An 18,433-nucleotide genomic window follows, 5' to 3' on the forward strand; every position below is an offset into this window, starting at 1 on the left:
GTGCGCACATCTGAGAAAGATCCAGAGGAACTGTCTTAATTGCATTATTTTCTGGAATTACTATAATATATTTGCCATCACCTGTTCAAAAGCCTGTTGCTCTGCAGCAGATGGGTTGAACAGCACGATAGAAAAAACTATAAAAAATATGAAGATAAGGGAGAAGAAATAATCATGAAGAAACGTTCATTTACATTATTAATGTCAGCACTTACTATTTCAGCTACTCTGATCGGTACAAGCCCGGTTGCTGCAAAGACAGATACTGATACGGCAACAGAAGAAACCACTGATAAAGAAGAAACAACTGCAAAAGATGCTGATTCAGAAAACACAGATAATAAAGAAACAGATGCATCCAAGAGTGATACATTAGAGGATGGCACCTACACAGCAGAATTTGATACAGACAGCGGAATGTTCCATGTAAATGAAGCAAACGATGGAAAAGGAACCCTTACAGTAAAGGATGGCAAGATGACTATCCATGTAAGCCTTGCTTCTAAGAAAATTGTAAACCTTTTCGTCGGAAAGGCAGAAGATGCACAGAAAGACGGGGCAGAGGTTCTTGAGCCAACCACAGATACTGTTACATACAGCGATGGAATGAGTGAGGAAGTATATGGATTTGATATCCCGGTACCCGCAATTGATGAAGAATTCGATGTAGCTTTGATCGGAACAAAAGGAAAATGGTATGACCATAAGGTAAGTGTCAAAAATCCTGTAAAATCCGATGATACAGATGCAAAAAAAGATGATAAAGAAAATAAAGATGCAGATTCCAAAGCAGATGACACAGACAAAGATGCGAAAGACAGTAAGACAAGTGAAGGTAAGACTTTGGCAGATCTGAATCTTGAAGACGGCGATTATACCATGGATGTAACTCTCACAGGCGGTTCAGGAAGAGCAACCATTGATTCTCCTGCAGCCATTAATGTAGAAGGCGATAAAGCTACAGCAACTATCGTATGGAGCAGTCCGAACTATGATTATATGCTTGTGGATGGTGAGAAATATGAGCCGGTTAATAAAGACGGAAACTCCACTTTTGAAATCCCTGTCAGCGTATTTGATGCAGAGATGGAGGTAACAGCAGATACAGTAGCAATGAGTGAGCCTCACGAGATTGACTACACCTTAAATTTTGATTCCACAACTGCCAAAGAAGCAGAAAAAACAGCAAAATAATCACATACAAACAAAGAAACAATTATGAAGATGAAAAACATAATAAAGAAACAGCAAAAAACAATATTTATCGGTTTTATGTCAGTTGCATTATTTATTATCTGTATATGCACTGTCTGTACAGCATACGCAGCAGATAAAGACAATGCAAAAACTCCTGTGGATATCCCGGGACTTACCTATGATCACAGTATGGAACTTTCCTACGCAGAAGAATTCAGCGTAGACTATTACAATGATGGCTATGCTCTGATTACTATCAATCAGGAAGGACAGTTTCTTGTAGTTCCAGAGGGAAAAAAGGCTCCAAAGGGGCTTGAAAAAGATATCACAGTTATTCAACAACCGCTGAACAACATCTATCTGGTAGCAACCTCTGCCATGGATCTTTTCCGCGCAATTGACGGTATTGACAGCATTCGTCTTTCAGGAACTCAGGAGAATGGATGGTATATCCAGGAAGCAAAAGATGCCATGGAATCCGGAAAAATGATTTATGCAGGCAAGTACAATGCACCGGATTATGAACTGATCCTGGATGAAGGCTGTGGTCTTGCCATTGAATCAACTATGATCCATCATAATCCGGAGGTGGAAGAGAAACTGGAACAGTTTGGTATCCCGGTAATGGTAGAACGTTCCAGTTATGAGAGCCATCCTCTGGGAAGAACTGAATGGATGAAACTCTATGCTGTGCTTCTCGGAAAGGAAGATGTAGCTGAGAAGGCATTTAAGGAGCAGACAGACAAGCTTGACAAAGTTCTGACCTCTGATGATAAAGATACAGGTAAAACAGTAGCATTCTTTTATATTAATTCCACAGGTGCTGTCAATGTGCGAAAGAATGGTGATTATGTTTCAAACATGATCGAGCTTGCAGGCGGCAAATATGTTCCCGAAGATACAGGAGAAAGTGATAACGCTTTGTCTACCATGAATATGCAGATGGAAGAATTTTATGCCAAAGCAAAAGATGCGGACTATATCATCTATAACAGTACTATCGACGGTGAACTTTCTAGTATTGATGAACTGCTGGCAAAAAGTAATCTTCTGGCAGATTTTAAGGCAGTGAAGGATGGAAATGTGTGGTGTACGGGTAAAAATCTTTTCCAGGAAACCACCGAGCTTGGAACCATGATCGAAGATATTCATACAATCCTTACCACAGATGATGATTCACTGGATGAACTTGTATATATGCATAAGTTAAAATGATATTTGTAAATCCTCGGCACACTTGAATTCGCATTCTATGCGATTGGTATAGTTATTTACGAATGGCATTGAAATATGTTTGCGGGATTCTGCAGAACTGCCAAAAGCAGGAAATATAAAAACAAAAGGAACAAAAAATATGGATGACAAAAAACGTACAGCCAGATACTGGATAGCATTTTTTATACTGGCGGTGTTTCTGGTGATTTTATTTGTCTGGAATGTAAATGCCGGAAGCATTCATCTTTCAGTGGGTGAGATTCTGAATATTATTTTCAGACATCAAGGAGATGCGACTGCTTACAATATAATATGGGAAATCCGTCTTCCCAGGATTCTGTCAGTGATCATTCTTGGAGGAGCACTTTCTGTATCCGGATTTCTTCTTCAGACATTTTTTAATAACCCTATTGCAGGTCCCTTTGTACTTGGAATTTCTTCAGGAGCCAAGCTGGTAGTTGCACTTCTGATGATTTATTTTCTGAGCAGATCTATTTCCATGGGTTCTGCAGCCATGATCATTGCAGCGTTTATCGGTTCTATGATTTCCATGGGATTTGTCCTGCTGGTTGCCAAAAAAGTCCACAACATGTCCATGCTGGTTATCAGCGGTGTCATGATCGGTTACATCTGTTCTGCAGTTACAGATTTCGTAGTTACATTTGCGGATGACTCCAATATCGTCAATCTTCACAACTGGTCACTGGGAAGTTTTTCAGGAATGTCCTGGGGTAATGTGAAAGTAATGGCAATAGTAGTTCTGCTCACAATGGTGATCGTGTTCTTTATGTCTAAGCCTATCGGTGCCTATCAGTTGGGTGAAGTTTATGCCCAGAATATGGGAGTGAATATCAAGCTGTTCCGCATAGGACTGATTCTCTTATCCAGTATTCTGTCTGCCTGTGTGACAGCTTTTGCAGGACCAATTTCTTTTGTTGGCATTGCAGTGCCTCACATTGTAAAAAGCCTGCTGAAAACAGCCAGACCGCTCCTTGTGATCCCGGCCTGTTTTCTGGGAGGGGCAGTATTCTGTCTTTTCTGTGATCTGATCGCCAGAACCGTATTTGCACCTACAGAACTCAGTATCAGTTCCGTAACAGCAGTGTTTGGCGCACCGGTTGTAATCTATATCATGATCCGCAGACAGAAGAGAAATTGATATAAAAAGCAGGAGTAGAATACGCTATCCGGGCAGATTACTATAAGATGCAGCATAAAAAAGGAAAACAGGAAAAAATATGTCAGAGAAAATAGCAGATGTAATAAAGGAAACAGAAAATAACAAAGCAGACCGGCAGGAACAGTATTTTTTCCGTACGGATCAGCTGACTGTGGGATATGACGGAAAACCTCTTATCAGAGAAATCAATATTCAGCTGAAAAAGGGAGAAATCCTCACTCTCATCGGTCCTAACGGTGCCGGAAAATCCACTATTCTTAAAAGCATCACCAGACAGCTTGCCACGATCAGCGGTACTGTTTATCTGGATAAAGAGAAAATGGCAAAGATGACCAATAAAGAGGTCTCTCAGAAACTGGCAGTCGTGCTCACAGAGCGTATGCGTCCGGAACTGATGACTTGCGAAGACATTGTAGCCACAGGGCGTTATCCTTATACAGGAACTTTGGGAATACTCTCCGCAGAGGATAAGACAAAGGTAAAGAAATCAATGGAAACCGTCCATGCATGGGATTTAAAAGACAGGGATTTTACAGCCATCAGCGATGGTCAGAGACAACGAATCCTTCTTGCCAGGGCTATCTGTCAGGAGCCGGAGATCATTGTACTGGATGAGCCGACTTCTTTTCTGGATATCCGTCATAAGCTGGAACTTCTTACCATTTTGAAACAGATGGTGCTGGATCATCAGCTTACAGTGATCATGTCGCTGCATGAGTTGGATCTTGCACAGAAAATATCTGATAAAGTTATCTGTGTACATGGAGAATATATAGAAAAATATGGTGCTCCGGAAGAAATCTTTACTTCTGAGTATATTCAGAAGTTGTATGGAATTACCAGAGGAAGCTATAATGCTGCTTTTGGATGTGTGGAGATGGATCCGCCCAGAGGTGAACCTCAGGTGTTTGTAATTGGCGGTAATGGAAGCGGAATTCCGTATTATCGAAAACTGCAGAGACAGGGAATTCCATTTGCGGCAGGAGTGCTTCACACGAATGATGTAGACTGTCAGGTAGCCGGTGCACTTGCAGACCAGGTGATTACAGAGAAACCTTTCGAAAGTATTTCACAGGAATCTTATGATAAGGCTGTGGAATTGATGAAAAAATGTCAGAAAGTTATCTGTCCTCTGAAAGACTTCGGAACAGTGAATGCCGCAAACAGGGAACTGCTTCGCCTTGCGCGGGAGCTGGGAATACTGGCAGAGCTATAGGTTACTGTTCACTCCGTTCCCAGCAACACGCTTCGCGATGCACAGAATTTATGCTAATCGCATAAATTCGCGCAGTATGTCTCGGGTTTTCTGTGACCTTCGCTCACAAAAAACACCTCGCGGGATATTAGCAGTGAACAGTAACAGCTATAGTACATCGTTTTCGAAATAATATTATTATTTCATGTATATGTATGCTATAATGGATACCATCAATCATCCAAAGGAGAGAAATATGGATAAGTTATACATTGTTATCCCGGCATACAATGAGCAGGATAACATTGAACAGGTCATTAATGACTGGTATCCTGTTATAGAGAAGCATAACGGAAACGGTCAGTCACGTCTGATTGTCATTGATGACGGGAGCAAAGATTCTACATATGAAAAACTGAAACAGTGTACAAAGACACGCCCTCTGCTGATTTCGATAACAAAACCAAACGGCGGTCATGGTGCAACTGTGCTTTATGGCTATAAGTATGCACTCAAAAATGGTGCAGATTACATTTTCCAGACAGATTCAGACGGCCAGACACTGCCGGAAGAATTTGAACCGTTCTGGAAACGAAGACAGAAATATGATATGGTCATCGGCTGGAGAAAAGACAGACAGGATGGAATATCACGTGTTTTTGTAACAAAAACTCTGAAACTGGTTATCCGTATCTGTTTTGGGGTAAATCTGACAGATGCCAACACTCCGTACCGTTTGATGAAAGCAGAGACGATGGCCAGGTACATACATCTGATTCCGAAGGACTTTAATCTTTCCAATGTACTTCTGGCTGTTATTTATAAGAAGAAGGGATGCAGCATCAAATTTCTTCCTGTCACATTCAGACCTCGTCAGGGCGGGGTGAATTCCATTAACATGAAGAAAATCTGTAAGATCGGAAAACAGGCGGTAATAGATTTTGTGAAATTGAACAGGATTATCCGCCGAACATAAAAAATGATGAAAAAAAACTGTTGTTCCTACAGTGATCGTGAGGAATAGCAGTTTTTTTATGTTATAGGAAATTACTTCGTAATGTTCCTATAACATAAAAAAGCCCTCCGGGCAGGATTCTTTCTTGTATTTTCAGATAAATGTCGAATCATATCATAAGATGTCGGACGAAATAAATTGACATTTTCTTTAAACAAAATTACAATTATAGTTGTAATAAGACAGAAAACGGTATGTACCGATCTGCACACATCGGGTACATAACACACATAACACAACAAATCAACATATAACAAAACAACACACACAGGTAACAAGGTTACCACAAATGTAAAAATAATAATAGGGAGAAAAGAATAAGATGAACAAAATGAATGAATTGTGCGAAATGGAATTAACAGGTCGTTACGAGGAGAAACTTTCTGCTCTGAAAGCGGAAATCAGTGCAGCAGATGAGTATATCAGGCAGGATAACAGTGACCTGACGGAATTTGAGAACCGATATGAGCGTTTAGATATCCCGTATCGTGTAAAAAGATTTCTGGATGACTATATTGCGTGTATGCAGACAAAATATGAACGTCTTGCAGACCTGTGCTATCTGGCGGGAGAACAAGGATTATAAAAAAAATCTTGTTTTATCTGTCGAAATAAAGTATTGTAGTAATATACTATATTTACGACAGATAAGGAGAAAATGCGTTATGTACAGAAAGAAAAATTTTATAAGTCTGGGAATGAGCCTGGTTCTGGCAGCAGGAATTACGGTAACACCTGTAACAGCAGCAGATTTCACAGATGGTACAGTTTCTGAATTTAATTCAGATGATGCAACAGAATTTGATGTACAACAGGAAACTGCGGATAATGCGGAGTTTGCATCAGATACAGAGGATAGCATTTCGGACAAAGCAGGTTCAAATGAAGCAGATTCAGACGAAGAAGTCTTTGCAGAGGCTGTAATTCCGGACGAAAACGGTGCTGTGGATAACAGACAGCTTCTGGAGAAATATCTGAATGACATTCTGTACGGACAGGATCCGGACACACAGCCAGCAGCTTCTCTGGGTGAGGATGTACTGAATGGACAGCAGCAGACCTTATATGAGGAACTTAAGAGTAAAATCAGCGCAGTGGCATCGAAAGGTGGTTCTACCAGGTTTAAAGTCAGTTCAGATCTGGGACTGACCTGGCAGACAACAGCAAGCGGCAATGCGCTCAAAAGAGAAGTAGCCGCACACCTTAATGAACTGGATATTTCAAAGATTATCGATTGCCTGGCTGTAGATTGTCCATATGAATTGTACTGGTACGAAAAGACTGCAGCTACTACTTGGCAGTATGGTTACAGCACAAAGGCAACAGGAAACAAAACAACTGTAAAAATTGAAAATCTTTCCATATCTATGCCGGTGATCAGCAGTTATGCTTCCGGTAAATATAAAGTAAATGCAGGGATTGTACAGCTTGCAAAAAGTGCAGCAGAAAATGCCAGAATGATCGTAAAAGAATTTCAGGGTTATACAGAGACAGAAAAGCTGTACGGATATAAAGAAATGATCTGCTACCTGACTTCCTACAATGATGATGTGACGGAGGATGATGAATACGGAGATCCATGGCAGTTAATCTATGTTTTTGACGGAGATGACAGTACTAATGTGGTCTGTGAAGGTTATTCCAAGGCATTTCAGTATCTGTGCGATCTCAGTGACATTACCTGCTATACAGTGACTGGTATGATGAATGGCGGTACAGGTGAAGGTCCTCATATGTGGAATATTGTGGCAAATAACGGTAAATATTATATGGCAGATATCACAAACAGCGATGAAGGAACAGTTGGAGAAGACGGAGGTCTGTTTCTGGATACTCCGATTTCAGGAAGTATTTCCCGGGGCTATACATATGCGACAGACAGTGCGAATATATATTTTGCATATGACAAAGAAGCAAAGAGCTTATATGGAACCGGAAAAAATTCCATTCTTTATATGACGCAGGAAACGTATTCTGCTGATGATCTGACTGCAAAACCGGCAAAAACTTCAATTACAGGTATATCAAACAGGACTGCCGGAAAACTTGTGATTACATGGAAAAAGGCAAAGAGTGCAGATGGATATGAGATCTATCGCCGGGCAGGAACCACTAATCCATACATAAGAGCAGCGGTAATTAAATCCGGTTCAACTACAAAATACACAAATGCAAAACTGAAAAAAGGACATATATATTATTACAGAATCCGTTCATACAGATATGATGAGAATGGAAGAAAGATATACAGCGGCTGGTCAACAGTAAAGAAGCAGAAAGTAAAATGAAATCGGTAATCAGAAAAAGGCACAAAGGATAACGTGGATAAAACAATGATGAAAGTACTTTCGTAAAAACAGAGTACACAGTTTCAGGGGATTTTCTTGCCATATGTGGAACATCATGATACAATGAGACACGATATGACAGAGAGAACCCCTGAAATTTTATTATATTATAAGAAATTACTCCATAATGCTCTTATAATATAATAAAGCAGTATTTTTATAATGCTGTAAATATCTGGAAAATATGGGAGGAATAAATATAAATGTGTGGAATTGTTGGATTTACAGGTAATCATCAGGCAGCACCTATATTATTATATGGTCTGTCCAGACTTGAATACAGAGGTTATGATTCAGCGGGACTTGCAGTTCGCGACGGCGAAGGTGATACAGAGGTTATTAAAGCGAAAGGCAGACTGAAAGTTCTTGCAGATAAAACTAATAATGGAGAATCTGTACCTGGAACATGTGGTATCGGACATACCCGTTGGGCGACACATGGAGAACCATCTGAGACAAATGCGCATCCCCATATGAGTGATGACGGTAACGTAGTAGCAGTTCATAATGGAATCATTGAGAATTATCAGGAACTGAAAGACAAACTGATCCGCAATGGCTATGAGTTTTATTCATCTACAGACACTGAAGTAGCAGTTAAACTTGTAGATTATTATTATAAGAAATATCTCGGAACACCGGTAGATGCCATTAACCATGCAATGGTCCGTATCCGCGGTTCCTATGCTCTTGCGATCATGTTTAAAGACTACCCGGGAGAGATTTATGTGGCAAGAAAAGACAGCCCGATGATCCTTGGGGTGGAGAACGGTGAATCTTACATTGCATCCGATGTTCCTGCAATTTTAAAATACACCAGAAATGTATATTATATTGGAAATCTGGAGATGGCTCGTATCAGAAAAGGGGAGATCACGTTCTACAATCTGGATGGTGATGAGATCCAGAAAGAGCCGAAAACAATTGAATGGGATGCAGAAGCGGCGGAGAAAGCGGGATTTGAACATTTCATGATAAAAGAAATTCATGAACAGCCGAAAGCAGTTCGGGATACTTTGAATTCTGTACTCAAAGATGATCGTATTGATCTCTCAGAAGTAGGTCTTACAGATGAGGAGATCAAAAAGATCAGCCAGATCTATATTGTAGCCTGTGGCTCTGCTTACCATGTGGGAATGGCAGCCCAGTATGTGATCGAAGATCTGACAAGGATTCCGGTACGTGTGGAACTGGCATCGGAATTCCGATACAGAAATCCGATTTTAGATCCGGAAGGTCTTGTGGTCATTGTCAGCCAGTCAGGGGAAACAGCAGACAGCCTTGCGGCACTTCGTGAGGCGAAACAGAGAGGTATCCGTACACTGGGAATTGTCAATGTGGTAGGTTCTTCCATTGCCAGAGAAGCGGATAATGTTTTTTACACTCTGGCGGGACCGGAAATTTCTGTAGCAACTACCAAGGCATACAGTACTCAGCTGATTGCCTCCTATGCACTGGCAGTGCAGTTTGGAAAAGTCAGAGAACAGATTACAGAAGAAAAATATCAGGAGCTGATCGCAGAGCTGAAAACACTTCCGGATAAGATTGCCAAGATCATTGAAGATGACAAAGAGCGTATCCAGTGGTTTGCGGCTAAGCAGGCAAATGCCAGGGATGCTTTCTTTATCGGGCGTGGTATTGACTATGCCATCAGTATGGAAGGCAGCCTGAAGATGAAAGAAGTCAGTTATGTACACACAGAAGCTTATGCGGCCGGAGAACTGAAACATGGCACAATCTCTCTGATTGAGGACGGAACTCTTGTGATCGGTATTCTCACGCAGAATCATCTCTATGAGAAAACAGTCTCCAATATGGTAGAATGTAAGAGCCGCGGTGCATACCTGATGGGACTCACCACATATGGACATTATAATATAGAAGATACTGCAGATTTCACAGTTTATATTCCGAAAACAGATCCACACTTTGCAACTTCACTGGCAGTTATTCCTTTGCAGCTGCTTGGCTACTATGTCAGCGTAGCCAAAGGCCTGGATGTAGATAAGCCGAGAAATCTGGCTAAGAGTGTAACTGTAGAATAGTGCCGGGAAAACAATACAATATGTAGCGTAATGCCACAGACTGTAAAGGATTAATACGGTCTGCGGCATTTTTTTCAAAATCCCAGAATCTCATGAAAATAGATCTGATTTTGAATAACAGAAGGATGTTCCGGTTTCAGTGTTCTGGCTTTCCGATGAAATTCAAAAGCTTCTTTGTGCATTCCGGATTTGTCCAGACATACACATAATTGCAGAAATGGTATGAAATTATGGCAGTCCGGAATATAGAATCCTCCGTTTTGGCTGTTGTCCGGTGCAAGAAGTGCCTGATGATACCAGTGAGCTGCCATGGAAAAGTTCTGTTTCATAAAAAATATTTTCCCAATCTCACAGCATATTTCGGCTCTTGGAATATCTGACATGAAACTGTGAAACAGTATCTCAAGAGCATACTGGTCATTGCCTGATGCCTGATAACAATAGGAGAGAACCAGACAACTGTCCAGTCTGTTTTCAATCCAGCCGTCCGGCTCTTTCAGAAATTTTTTCAGAACACAGATGGCATACTCGTATTGCTTATGATAAAAAAGTTCCCGGCCATAATAAAATAAGTCTCTGGGTTCCAGAGGCTCTCCTTCTTCGATCATCTGTTGATAGATGTGCAGATTTCGAAAGGAAGAGCAGGGTTTTATTTTGCGATGTTCAATCTGTATGGGAGAATAAAGGATGTTCCCGGTGGGAATGATGGATTCATGAACTCTTCCCCGCCATCTGAAATTTCGGGAAGTTTTTAAGATGCGTTCTCTGTAACAGGAGAATGCAGCATGATTCCATTCATCGAAATCTGTGACATAATCCATCATAACCATATCTGTGTTCGGACTCAGTGTTTCTTTTAATTGTTTTAGTCTGTACAGATTTTCCTGAGTGATCATGTCGTCTGCATCCAGCCACATCCAGTAATCAGTACTGACTTTTTCCGAAATAAAATTCCGGGCAGCAGAAAAATCATTTTTCCATGGAAAATCATAAACTTCTGCTGTAAATTCTCTGATAATTTCTTTGGTCCTGTCTGTAGAACCGGTATCACAGATAAGAATTTTGTCTACAATTTCTTTCATGGGTTTCAGGATACGCGGCAATACTTTTTCTTCATTTTTTACAATCATACAAAGGCTGAGAGAAATCATGGAAGATAATTTAAAGCACCTTTTGAGAAAATCAGGAGGAGCATTTGCCCCTCCTGAGGTTTAAGTTGCAAGAAGTCCGGCTGCGCGGAGATTTGCGAGAAGCTGATTAAACTGGGTTATAATATCTGTCTGACCTGTGGCATCTGCTACGGCCGCTGCCGGAGCTATAGTACCGGCAGGTCCGGTAGCACCAGTGGCACCAGTGGCACCAGTAGGTCCGATAGGCCCGGCAGGGCCAGTAGGTCCGATAGCTCCGGAAGGTCCGGCAGCGCCAGTGGCTCCGGTAGCTCCGACAGGTCCGGTAGCGCCAGTGGCTCCAACAGGTCCGACAGGACCTGGGTAGCCTTGAAGTCCGGGTTCACCCTGGGGGCCCTGAGGTCCCATTGGACCAACGGGACCGGGACAGCCTCTGGGTCCGGTAGGACCAGGACAACCGCGCGGCCCCTGAGGTCCCTGACAGTCACAGCTGCAGCGATTGTTATTGTTACAACAGGATGTACCGGATAATTCCGGATCATCTGAGGTATGATGACTAAACAGCATAGAAAAGTATCACCTCTGGAAAAATCTTATATCGTCAGACTAGACAGTCTGCCTGGCAGACTGTAATTTTACAGGACATTCCGGCAGTTGTTGTGGAATCTGACAATAATAGATTGCAGTTCTCGATATTAGTATATGTTTCATATGTGAGTTTGTGACTTACTATTGTATAACTGTCAACTACCCATTACCTAAAGGCAATGGGCTTGTAACTGCCCAGTCGTAGTAACGGTTTACGCCTTCGACCTTTTATCCCCAATAGGGTATTGCTACCTAAAGTGGCACTACATCATAGGGTGGTTGACAGCATCCTTTACAGACAAGATATACTCATCTGTAACCGTATCAGGTACTAAACTTCCCATGCTATACAGCAAACATTCTTTTACGGGTAAGATTTTACGCAATACGCGAGTTTTTTACTTTATAGGAAAGACCGCCGATGGCGGTCTCCTAGCGGAAGTGGAAAGAAATATAAAAACTGTTGTGGAAAATAATTATATTTTCCTGACAGGATAATTATCAAAAATGAAAAGAGTCTGATGCATAAAATATATAGGTTTATGCGTTGGATTCTTTTTATCTCTTGCCCAATAAGTTCCGGTATGCTATGATAAACAAAAGCATATTTTCTAATTATCTAAATCTATGTAACTGTCCGGTATTTTCAACAGTTACAGCCAAATCTCAATTCATATACAGATCATGAATCTGTTCTTTCAGAAAAGTCATGCTTTAATTTTCACTATTTATTTCTAGCAGGAGTTTTCTAAAAGACAGGAACTCCTGAACATATTTATTAAGGAGGTTATAAGATGCTGTATAAGAAGACAGAAAAGCTATCAATAATAAAGAGGGAGGGTGAGATAATGGGTATGTTTGTAAATCCGAATGCTGCAGCATTTCAGTGTGCAGTCAATTCAGAAGTATATATAGACAAAACGGGATTATTGGAATATACAAATAAAGTATTGGGCACAAATGCCAGGTTTATATGTAACAGTCGTCCGCGCAGATTCGGGAAATCTGTTACTGTAGATATGCTGACTGCATATTACAGTAAAGGATGCGACACTGAAAAAATGTTTTCAGGACTGGAAATCAGCAAATGTCCGGATTTTTACGAACATTTAAATAAATATGATGTCATTCATTTTGATGTACAATGGTGCTGTATATCAGCAGGTTCCAGTGAGAATTTAATTTCATATATCACGAATATCGTTGTTTCCGAATTAAGAGAGACTTATCCTGAAGTCAATCTGGTGGAAAACAGCACTATATATGGAGCAATGGCACGCATTAATACTGTATTAGGAAAACAGTTTATTGTAATCATTGATGAATGGGATGTTCTGATTCGTGATGAAGCCCATAATCAGGCAGCACAGGAAATGTATATTGACTTTCTCAGAAACATGTTTAAAGGAATTGAGGCATCAAAATATATCGCACTTGCATATCTGACCGGAATTTTACCGATAAAGAAATTAAAAACCCAGTCTGCCTTAAATAATTTCACCCAGTTTACAATGCTTAATGCCGGCCCATTGACACCATATATCGGTTTTAATGAAGATGAAGTAATCGATTTGTGTGAAAAATATGAGATAGATTTTGCAGAAGTGAGGCGGTGGTACGATGGTTACCGTCTTGGAGATTACCATGTATATAATCCAAATGCGTTAGTAAATCTGACAATTATGCGGACATTCCAGAGCTACTGGTCACAGACAGGAACCTATCTGTCAATCCTGCCACTGATCAACATGGATTTTGATGGTCTGCGGACATCCATCATAGAAATGCTGTCCGGTTCCTCTGTAGAAGTAAATGTCAATGAATTTCAGAATGATATGGTCAGCTTCGCAGACAAAGATGATGTATTGACTCTGCTGATCCACCTGGGTTACCTTGCCTACGACCAGAGAACCCAGAGAGCTTACATTCCTAATGAAGAAATCCGTCAGGAATTTCGTGCCGCAACCAAACGAAATAAATGGAATGAACTGATCGAATTCCAGCAGGAATCTGAAAAACTGCTGGAAGCCACCTGGGAAATGGATGCAGAAACAGTTGCTGAACAGATAGAGAAAATCCATGCAGAATACACATCAGTGATTCAGTACAATAACGAGAATTCCCTGAGCAGCGTACTCAGCATTGCCTACTTAAGTGCAATAAAATACTATTTTAAGCCAATCCGGGAACTCCCGACAGGAAGAGGCTTCGCAGATTTCGTCTTCATCCCCAAACCACTGTACAGAGACGATTATCCTGCATTACTCGTCGAACTGAAATGGAACAAAGACGCAGAAACTGCTCTGAATCAGATAAAAGAACGAAAATATCCAGAGTCATTACAGCAGTATACAGGAGATATTTTGCTGGTGGGGATCAACTACGATAAAAAAGAAAAAGTTCATCAGTGTGTAATCGAAAAATGGTTTCCACTGTGTATATAGAACGTAACTTCAAAAGAATCATATAAGTTATGAGAAAAGATATTCTACCCCAGTGGATGGAATGTCTTTTTTATATAATTTTTAGCTTGCATCTATGTAAAATTGATATCAGAAAATTCCCTCTTTTTATGTTGACATTACTAAAAGCAAGACTATAATGAAAACCGAAAAAAGAATCTGAAACGATTGGAAAGGGGAAGTTAATTATGAGTACAGTTTTGCCAAGAGAAGAAGCAGTAGAAACAATTTTTTCTAAAATTTTGGCTTCGCCGGAAGCATCCGGACGATTAAGCGGAGTTTTTTATGACCATATAGATGACGACCATCGTCTGACAGATAATGACAGAGATCATTTCCTGCAGGTATTGTTTCATGCGTACCAGAACGGTGATATCAGTGCACTGCTGTTGGAATTATGCGGCAGAAGTATGTTTGACCTGTTAAGGGAGGCTTATCTGATCCCGAAGAAATTCCACGGAAAAGCAGGAGAGAACCCGGTGCTCCTTACAGATGCAGCCGGAGAACTTCTTCCCGGGGAAAAGGTTTCAGCCAGAGAATATGCAAAATTCAAGGAAACATATGAACATCATGAATGTGCCCCCAGATCTGCACTGTATCTTGCAGATGGTTATGATCTTGTCCGTACCTATACAGAAGGTCTGAACATTACAGAAGAAAAAGATAACCGTAAACGTGGTGTCCTGGCTCTTTATGCACTTCCCGACACCTGTAAACTGGGTCTGACAGAAGCACAGGCATATGCTGTTGTATGGGATGCTTTCCAGAAGATTCAGGAAGAAGCCCCAAGAGCCATGGTATACTACGGACAGGAAACAGGTCTGAAGAAAGAGAATCCGGATAAACCCTATGATGAAATTGGAATTCTTCTTCCTATCCATGAATTTGAGAAAAAAATGCTGCAGCATTTAGACGAGATTGACGGAATCGTACTGGCATGCAGAGAGAAAATGATGGAGAAAGCAGGAAATGACAGTCTGCAGCTTTAACAAATCAAGCAAGTAGCAAAGCGGATGATTTTATCCGATTGACAATATAGAATGAGGAAGTGAGAAAAATGCCGCAGGAAGTGATTAAAAAGAACCATATGGATGTTGCCTGGCATGAGTATACAGATGAAAATGGGGAAAATGTACCAGTTGTAGATTCCAGCATCGCAGAGAAAGCATCCGTTATCGGACGTGTGGGGATTATGTTTCTCTCATGCGGTACCGGAGCATGGAGAGTGAGAAGTTCCATGAATACACTGGCAGAAGCACTTGGCATTACGTGTACGGCGGATATTGGTCTGATGTCCATTGAATATACATGTTATGACGGAGAAAATGGTTTTACCCAGTCGTTGTGCCTGACTAATACAGGCGTAAATACTTTGAAGTTAAATCGTCTGGAACACTTTATCCGAAACTTTGAAAAAGAAGGAAAACATATGTCAGGAGAACAGCTGCATACATTTCTTGACAATATTGAAAAAACACATGGTCTATATTCCCCGCCTGCACTGGGACTTGCTGCAGCGATCGCATGCTGCGGATTTACATTCCTTCTTGGGGGCGGTCCGATCGAGATGTTCTGTGCATTTGTCGGGGCAGGAATTGGAAATTATCTCCGCTGCAAACTGACCAAACACCATTTTACATTGTTCTTATGTATTGTGTCTTCTGTATCTCTGGCATGTTTTGCATATGCAGGTCTGCTCAAACTTGGAGAAATATTATTTGGTATTTCTGTTCAGCACGAAGCGGGATATATCTGTGCAATGCTCTTTATCATACCGGGATTTCCGTTTATTACCAGTGGTATTGACCTTGCAAAACTGGATATGCGTTCAGGAATAGAACGTCTGACTTATGCTTTGATCGTTATTCTGGTAGCTACTATGTCAGCATGGATCATGGCACTGATCCTGCATTTGAAACCTGTAGATTTTATAAAACTTTCACTGTCAACAGAGCAGTGGATCTTATTCAGGCTTCTTGCAAGTTTCTGCGGAGTGTTTGGATTCTCTATCATGTTTAACAGCCCGGTTCGTCTGGCAGTCGCAGCAGCCGGGATAGGAGCAGCTGCCAATACTCTGAGACTGGAACTGGTAGACCTTGCAAATATTCCTCCTGCTGCAGCCGCATTTATTGGTGCACTTACTGCGGGACTTCTGGCGTCCCTGCTGAAGAATAAAGTCGGATATCCAAGGATATCTGTAACAGTTCCCTCAATCGTTATCATGGTTCCGGGATTATATTTATACAGAGGATTTTATAATCTTGGTATTATGTCATTATCAGTAGCTGCATCCTGGTTTGCGTCTGCGATTCTTATCATTGCAGCGTTGCCATTAGGGCTAATCTTTGCACGTATTCTGACAGATAAAGCTTTCAGATACTGTACTTAACCGAATCAAAAATCAGGGAAATCCCCAACCACTGCTTAAATTGCAAAAAGCAATAAGCAGTGGTTGGGGATTTGCTCGTGCAAGTATCTACTCCAATAGGAAAATGTGAAAATTATATCAAACTAACAAACAATTTTATGCTTCCAAACAAATATTTAAACGAAAAAATTGTTCAGGTTTCTGTACAAAAGCTCTTGTCAATTTTTTGACAATGTGTTATCATTAAGGCGTCAATTTTGTTAGGAGAAAAGGAGTATTAAGATTATGAGCAGTAAAATTACTATCATTGGAGCCGGCAGCGTCGGATCTACCATCGCGTACACTTTATCAAGCCAGGATATCGCATCTGAAATTGTTCTGATCGATATCAACAAAAAGAAAGCAGAAGGTGAAGTTCTGGATATTATCCAGGGAACCTGCTTCAGAGATCCTATCTCTATCATTGCCGGAGACTACGAAGATGCTAGGGATTCTGACATCGTTATCATCACATCCGGTATTGCCCGTAAACCAGGACAGACAAGACTTGAACTTACACAGACAAATGTAAATATCCTCAAATCTATCACACCGGAGATCGTAAAGGCAGCTCCAAATGCCCTTTATCTGATCGTAAGCAATCCGGTTGATATCATGACTTATGTATTTACAAAGATTTCCGGACTTCCAGAAAACCAGATCCTTGGTTCCGGTACAATTCTTGACTCTGCACGTCTGCGCTGCGGATTATCCGAACATTTCCAGATTGCACAGAGTAATATCCATGCCTATGTATTCGGTGAGCATGGAGATACATCCTTTATTCCGTGGTCTGGTGCCTATATTTCAGGTGTAAGTGTGGATGAATATTACGACCTTGAGAAGAAACTCGGTAAGGATATTGAACCGATTGATAAAGAAGCAATGCTTCAGTATGTACAGAAATCTGGCGGTGAGATCATTTCCAAGAAAGGTGCAACTTTCTATGCAGTATCCTCTTCTGTATGCAAACTTTGCAGCCTTCTTGTATCTTCTTCAGAGTCTATCTCTACAGTATCTACTATGATGCATGGAGAGTACGGAATCGATGATGTATGCCTGAGTACATTAACTCTGGTAGGGCCAAATGGTGTACAGGGCAAAGTTCCAATGAGAATGACAAAAGCTGAGATCGAACAGCTTAAGAAGAGTGCAGATGCACTGAAAGAAATTATTGCTCAGATTGACCTTAATTAATAATATATCAGACAAAACATTCAGAAGTACAGGTACAGCCTGTTCTTCTGAATCCATATTACTGTTTACTCCTTTTTAATTATTAGCCAAAATTCTGTACTGTAAGCGGAAACAGACGAATTTTGGCTTACATATATCAAAAGCAAAAAAATATATAAATAATATTTTTATTAATTTTTTGAAAGATACTATGATTGTGAGTAAATAGAAAAGCGGAAGATTTTATCTGCCTGAAAAAGATTAATTTAGATCAGAAGAATTGAGCAATGATGCGTGATAAAAAAATTATCAAAAACCTCTTGTTAAAATGTTGTCAATATGATATAATATTTTTCGGAAATCGAGCTGATACACTCCTTTAATTGCGGAGGAAGGGTGTGCGAACTCTTTTATTTTCTATGTCTCAACAAAGATATAAAAAGTAATTGTATTAGACTTGATTTATATTTTTGTCTAT

At 40.6% G+C, this 18,433-nt stretch carries 14 protein-coding genes; 12 read left to right on the forward strand and 2 right to left on the reverse strand.

All coding sequences use genetic code 11. The features are described 5' to 3' along the window. Positions 1–174 precede the first annotated feature (174 nt). The 8 genes from LJE09_RS01625 (at position 175) to glmS (ending at position 10,195) form a co-directional block, all read left to right on the forward strand. The gene (locus LJE09_RS01625) at positions 175–1,194 is read left to right on the forward strand and encodes a hypothetical protein (RefSeq protein ID WP_022381097.1); all 1,020 of its coding nucleotides are present in this window, start codon (positions 175–177) and stop codon (positions 1,192–1,194) included. A gap of 24 nt (positions 1,195–1,218) precedes the next feature. Next, a complete protein-coding gene (locus LJE09_RS01630) occupies positions 1,219–2,412 on the forward strand; it encodes an ABC transporter substrate-binding protein (RefSeq protein ID WP_055052817.1) in 1,194 nt (397 codons plus the stop codon). A 139-nt stretch (positions 2,413–2,551) separates the two neighbouring features. Then, on the forward strand, positions 2,552–3,571 hold the full coding sequence (locus LJE09_RS01635; protein WP_055052829.1) for a FecCD family ABC transporter permease: 1,020 nt from the start codon (positions 2,552–2,554) through the stop codon (positions 3,569–3,571). Positions 3,572–3,650: 79 nt separating this feature from the next. Further along, positions 3,651–4,808, forward strand: a complete 1,158-nt coding sequence (locus LJE09_RS01640; protein ID WP_025576993.1) for an ABC transporter ATP-binding protein — start codon at positions 3,651–3,653, stop codon at positions 4,806–4,808. Between the two features lie 235 nt (positions 4,809–5,043). Beyond that, positions 5,044–5,763, forward strand: a complete 720-nt coding sequence (locus LJE09_RS01645) for a glycosyltransferase family 2 protein (protein WP_173698803.1) — start codon at positions 5,044–5,046, stop codon at positions 5,761–5,763. A 361-nt stretch (positions 5,764–6,124) separates the two neighbouring features. Beyond that, positions 6,125–6,388, forward strand: a complete 264-nt coding sequence (locus tag LJE09_RS01650; RefSeq protein WP_008703001.1) for a hypothetical protein — start codon at positions 6,125–6,127, stop codon at positions 6,386–6,388. Positions 6,389–6,467: 79 nt separating this feature from the next. Next, positions 6,468–8,090: a hypothetical protein gene (locus LJE09_RS01655; RefSeq protein WP_173698801.1), complete on the forward strand. Its 1,623-nt coding sequence runs from the start codon at positions 6,468–6,470 to the stop codon at positions 8,088–8,090. Positions 8,091–8,353: 263 nt separating this feature from the next. Next, positions 8,354–10,195 (forward strand): glutamine--fructose-6-phosphate transaminase (isomerizing), encoded by a 1,842-nt coding sequence (gene glmS, locus LJE09_RS01660; protein ID WP_022381098.1) that lies wholly within the window; start codon positions 8,354–8,356, stop codon positions 10,193–10,195. 74 nt (positions 10,196–10,269) lie between these two features. On the opposite strand, the gene LJE09_RS01665 is transcribed toward glmS, so the two are convergent. Both LJE09_RS01665 and LJE09_RS17880 read right to left on the reverse strand, forming a co-directional pair. After that, positions 10,270–11,325, reverse strand: a complete 1,056-nt coding sequence (locus tag LJE09_RS01665) for a tetratricopeptide repeat-containing glycosyltransferase (protein WP_330398274.1) — start codon at positions 11,323–11,325, stop codon at positions 10,270–10,272. Positions 11,326–11,406: 81 nt separating this feature from the next. Further along, a complete protein-coding gene (locus LJE09_RS17880; RefSeq protein WP_306797794.1) occupies positions 11,407–11,889 on the reverse strand; it encodes a collagen-like protein in 483 nt (160 codons plus the stop codon). Positions 11,890–12,758: 869 nt separating this feature from the next. Here LJE09_RS17880 and LJE09_RS01675 point away from each other — a divergent pair. The 4 genes from LJE09_RS01675 (at position 12,759) to LJE09_RS01690 (ending at position 17,976) form a co-directional block, all read left to right on the forward strand. Then, complete coding sequence (locus LJE09_RS01675; RefSeq protein WP_227310935.1) at positions 12,759–14,354, forward strand: AAA family ATPase; 1,596 nt, start codon at positions 12,759–12,761, stop codon at positions 14,352–14,354. A gap of 206 nt (positions 14,355–14,560) precedes the next feature. Next, positions 14,561–15,361 (forward strand): DUF4866 domain-containing protein, encoded by an 801-nt coding sequence (locus LJE09_RS01680; RefSeq protein WP_008703013.1) that lies wholly within the window; start codon positions 14,561–14,563, stop codon positions 15,359–15,361. A gap of 68 nt (positions 15,362–15,429) precedes the next feature. Then, positions 15,430–16,761 (forward strand): threonine/serine ThrE exporter family protein, encoded by a 1,332-nt coding sequence (locus LJE09_RS01685; RefSeq protein WP_118339391.1) that lies wholly within the window; start codon positions 15,430–15,432, stop codon positions 16,759–16,761. 264 nt (positions 16,762–17,025) lie between these two features. Further along, the gene (locus tag LJE09_RS01690; protein ID WP_008703016.1) at positions 17,026–17,976 is read left to right on the forward strand and encodes an L-lactate dehydrogenase; all 951 of its coding nucleotides are present in this window, start codon (positions 17,026–17,028) and stop codon (positions 17,974–17,976) included. Positions 17,977–18,433: the final 457 nt, after the last annotated feature.

The sequence above is a fragment of the Blautia sp. DFI.3.45 genome (genome assembly GCF_020593505.1).
Lineage (GTDB): Bacteria > Bacillota > Clostridia > Lachnospirales > Lachnospiraceae > Blautia_A > Blautia_A wexlerae.

Excerpts from the sequence above, each read along its gene's own strand:
- LJE09_RS01640 (WP_025576993.1), top strand. The coding sequence starts at position 3,651 with ATGTCAGAGAAAATAGCAGATGTAATAAAGGAAACAGAAAATAACAAA.
- LJE09_RS01675 (WP_227310935.1), top strand. The coding sequence starts at position 12,759 with ATGGGTATGTTTGTAAATCCGAATGCTGCAGCATTTCAGTGTGCAGTC.
- LJE09_RS01625 (WP_022381097.1), top strand. The coding sequence starts at position 175 with ATGAAGAAACGTTCATTTACATTATTAATGTCAGCACTTACTATTTCA.
- LJE09_RS01655 (WP_173698801.1), top strand. The coding sequence starts at position 6,468 with ATGTACAGAAAGAAAAATTTTATAAGTCTGGGAATGAGCCTGGTTCTG.
- LJE09_RS01690 (WP_008703016.1), top strand. The coding sequence starts at position 17,026 with ATGAGCAGTAAAATTACTATCATTGGAGCCGGCAGCGTCGGATCTACC.
- LJE09_RS01645 (WP_173698803.1), top strand. The coding sequence starts at position 5,044 with ATGGATAAGTTATACATTGTTATCCCGGCATACAATGAGCAGGATAAC.
- LJE09_RS01665 (WP_330398274.1), bottom strand. The coding sequence starts at position 11,325 with ATGATTGTAAAAAATGAAGAAAAAGTATTGCCGCGTATCCTGAAACCC.
- glmS (WP_022381098.1), top strand. The coding sequence starts at position 8,354 with ATGTGTGGAATTGTTGGATTTACAGGTAATCATCAGGCAGCACCTATA.
- LJE09_RS01635 (WP_055052829.1), top strand. The coding sequence starts at position 2,552 with ATGGATGACAAAAAACGTACAGCCAGATACTGGATAGCATTTTTTATA.
- LJE09_RS01650 (WP_008703001.1), top strand. The coding sequence starts at position 6,125 with ATGAACAAAATGAATGAATTGTGCGAAATGGAATTAACAGGTCGTTAC.
- LJE09_RS01680 (WP_008703013.1), top strand. The coding sequence starts at position 14,561 with ATGAGTACAGTTTTGCCAAGAGAAGAAGCAGTAGAAACAATTTTTTCT.
- LJE09_RS01630 (WP_055052817.1), top strand. The coding sequence starts at position 1,219 with ATGAAGATGAAAAACATAATAAAGAAACAGCAAAAAACAATATTTATC.
- LJE09_RS17880 (WP_306797794.1), bottom strand. The coding sequence starts at position 11,889 with ATGCTGTTTAGTCATCATACCTCAGATGATCCGGAATTATCCGGTACA.
- LJE09_RS01685 (WP_118339391.1), top strand. The coding sequence starts at position 15,430 with ATGCCGCAGGAAGTGATTAAAAAGAACCATATGGATGTTGCCTGGCAT.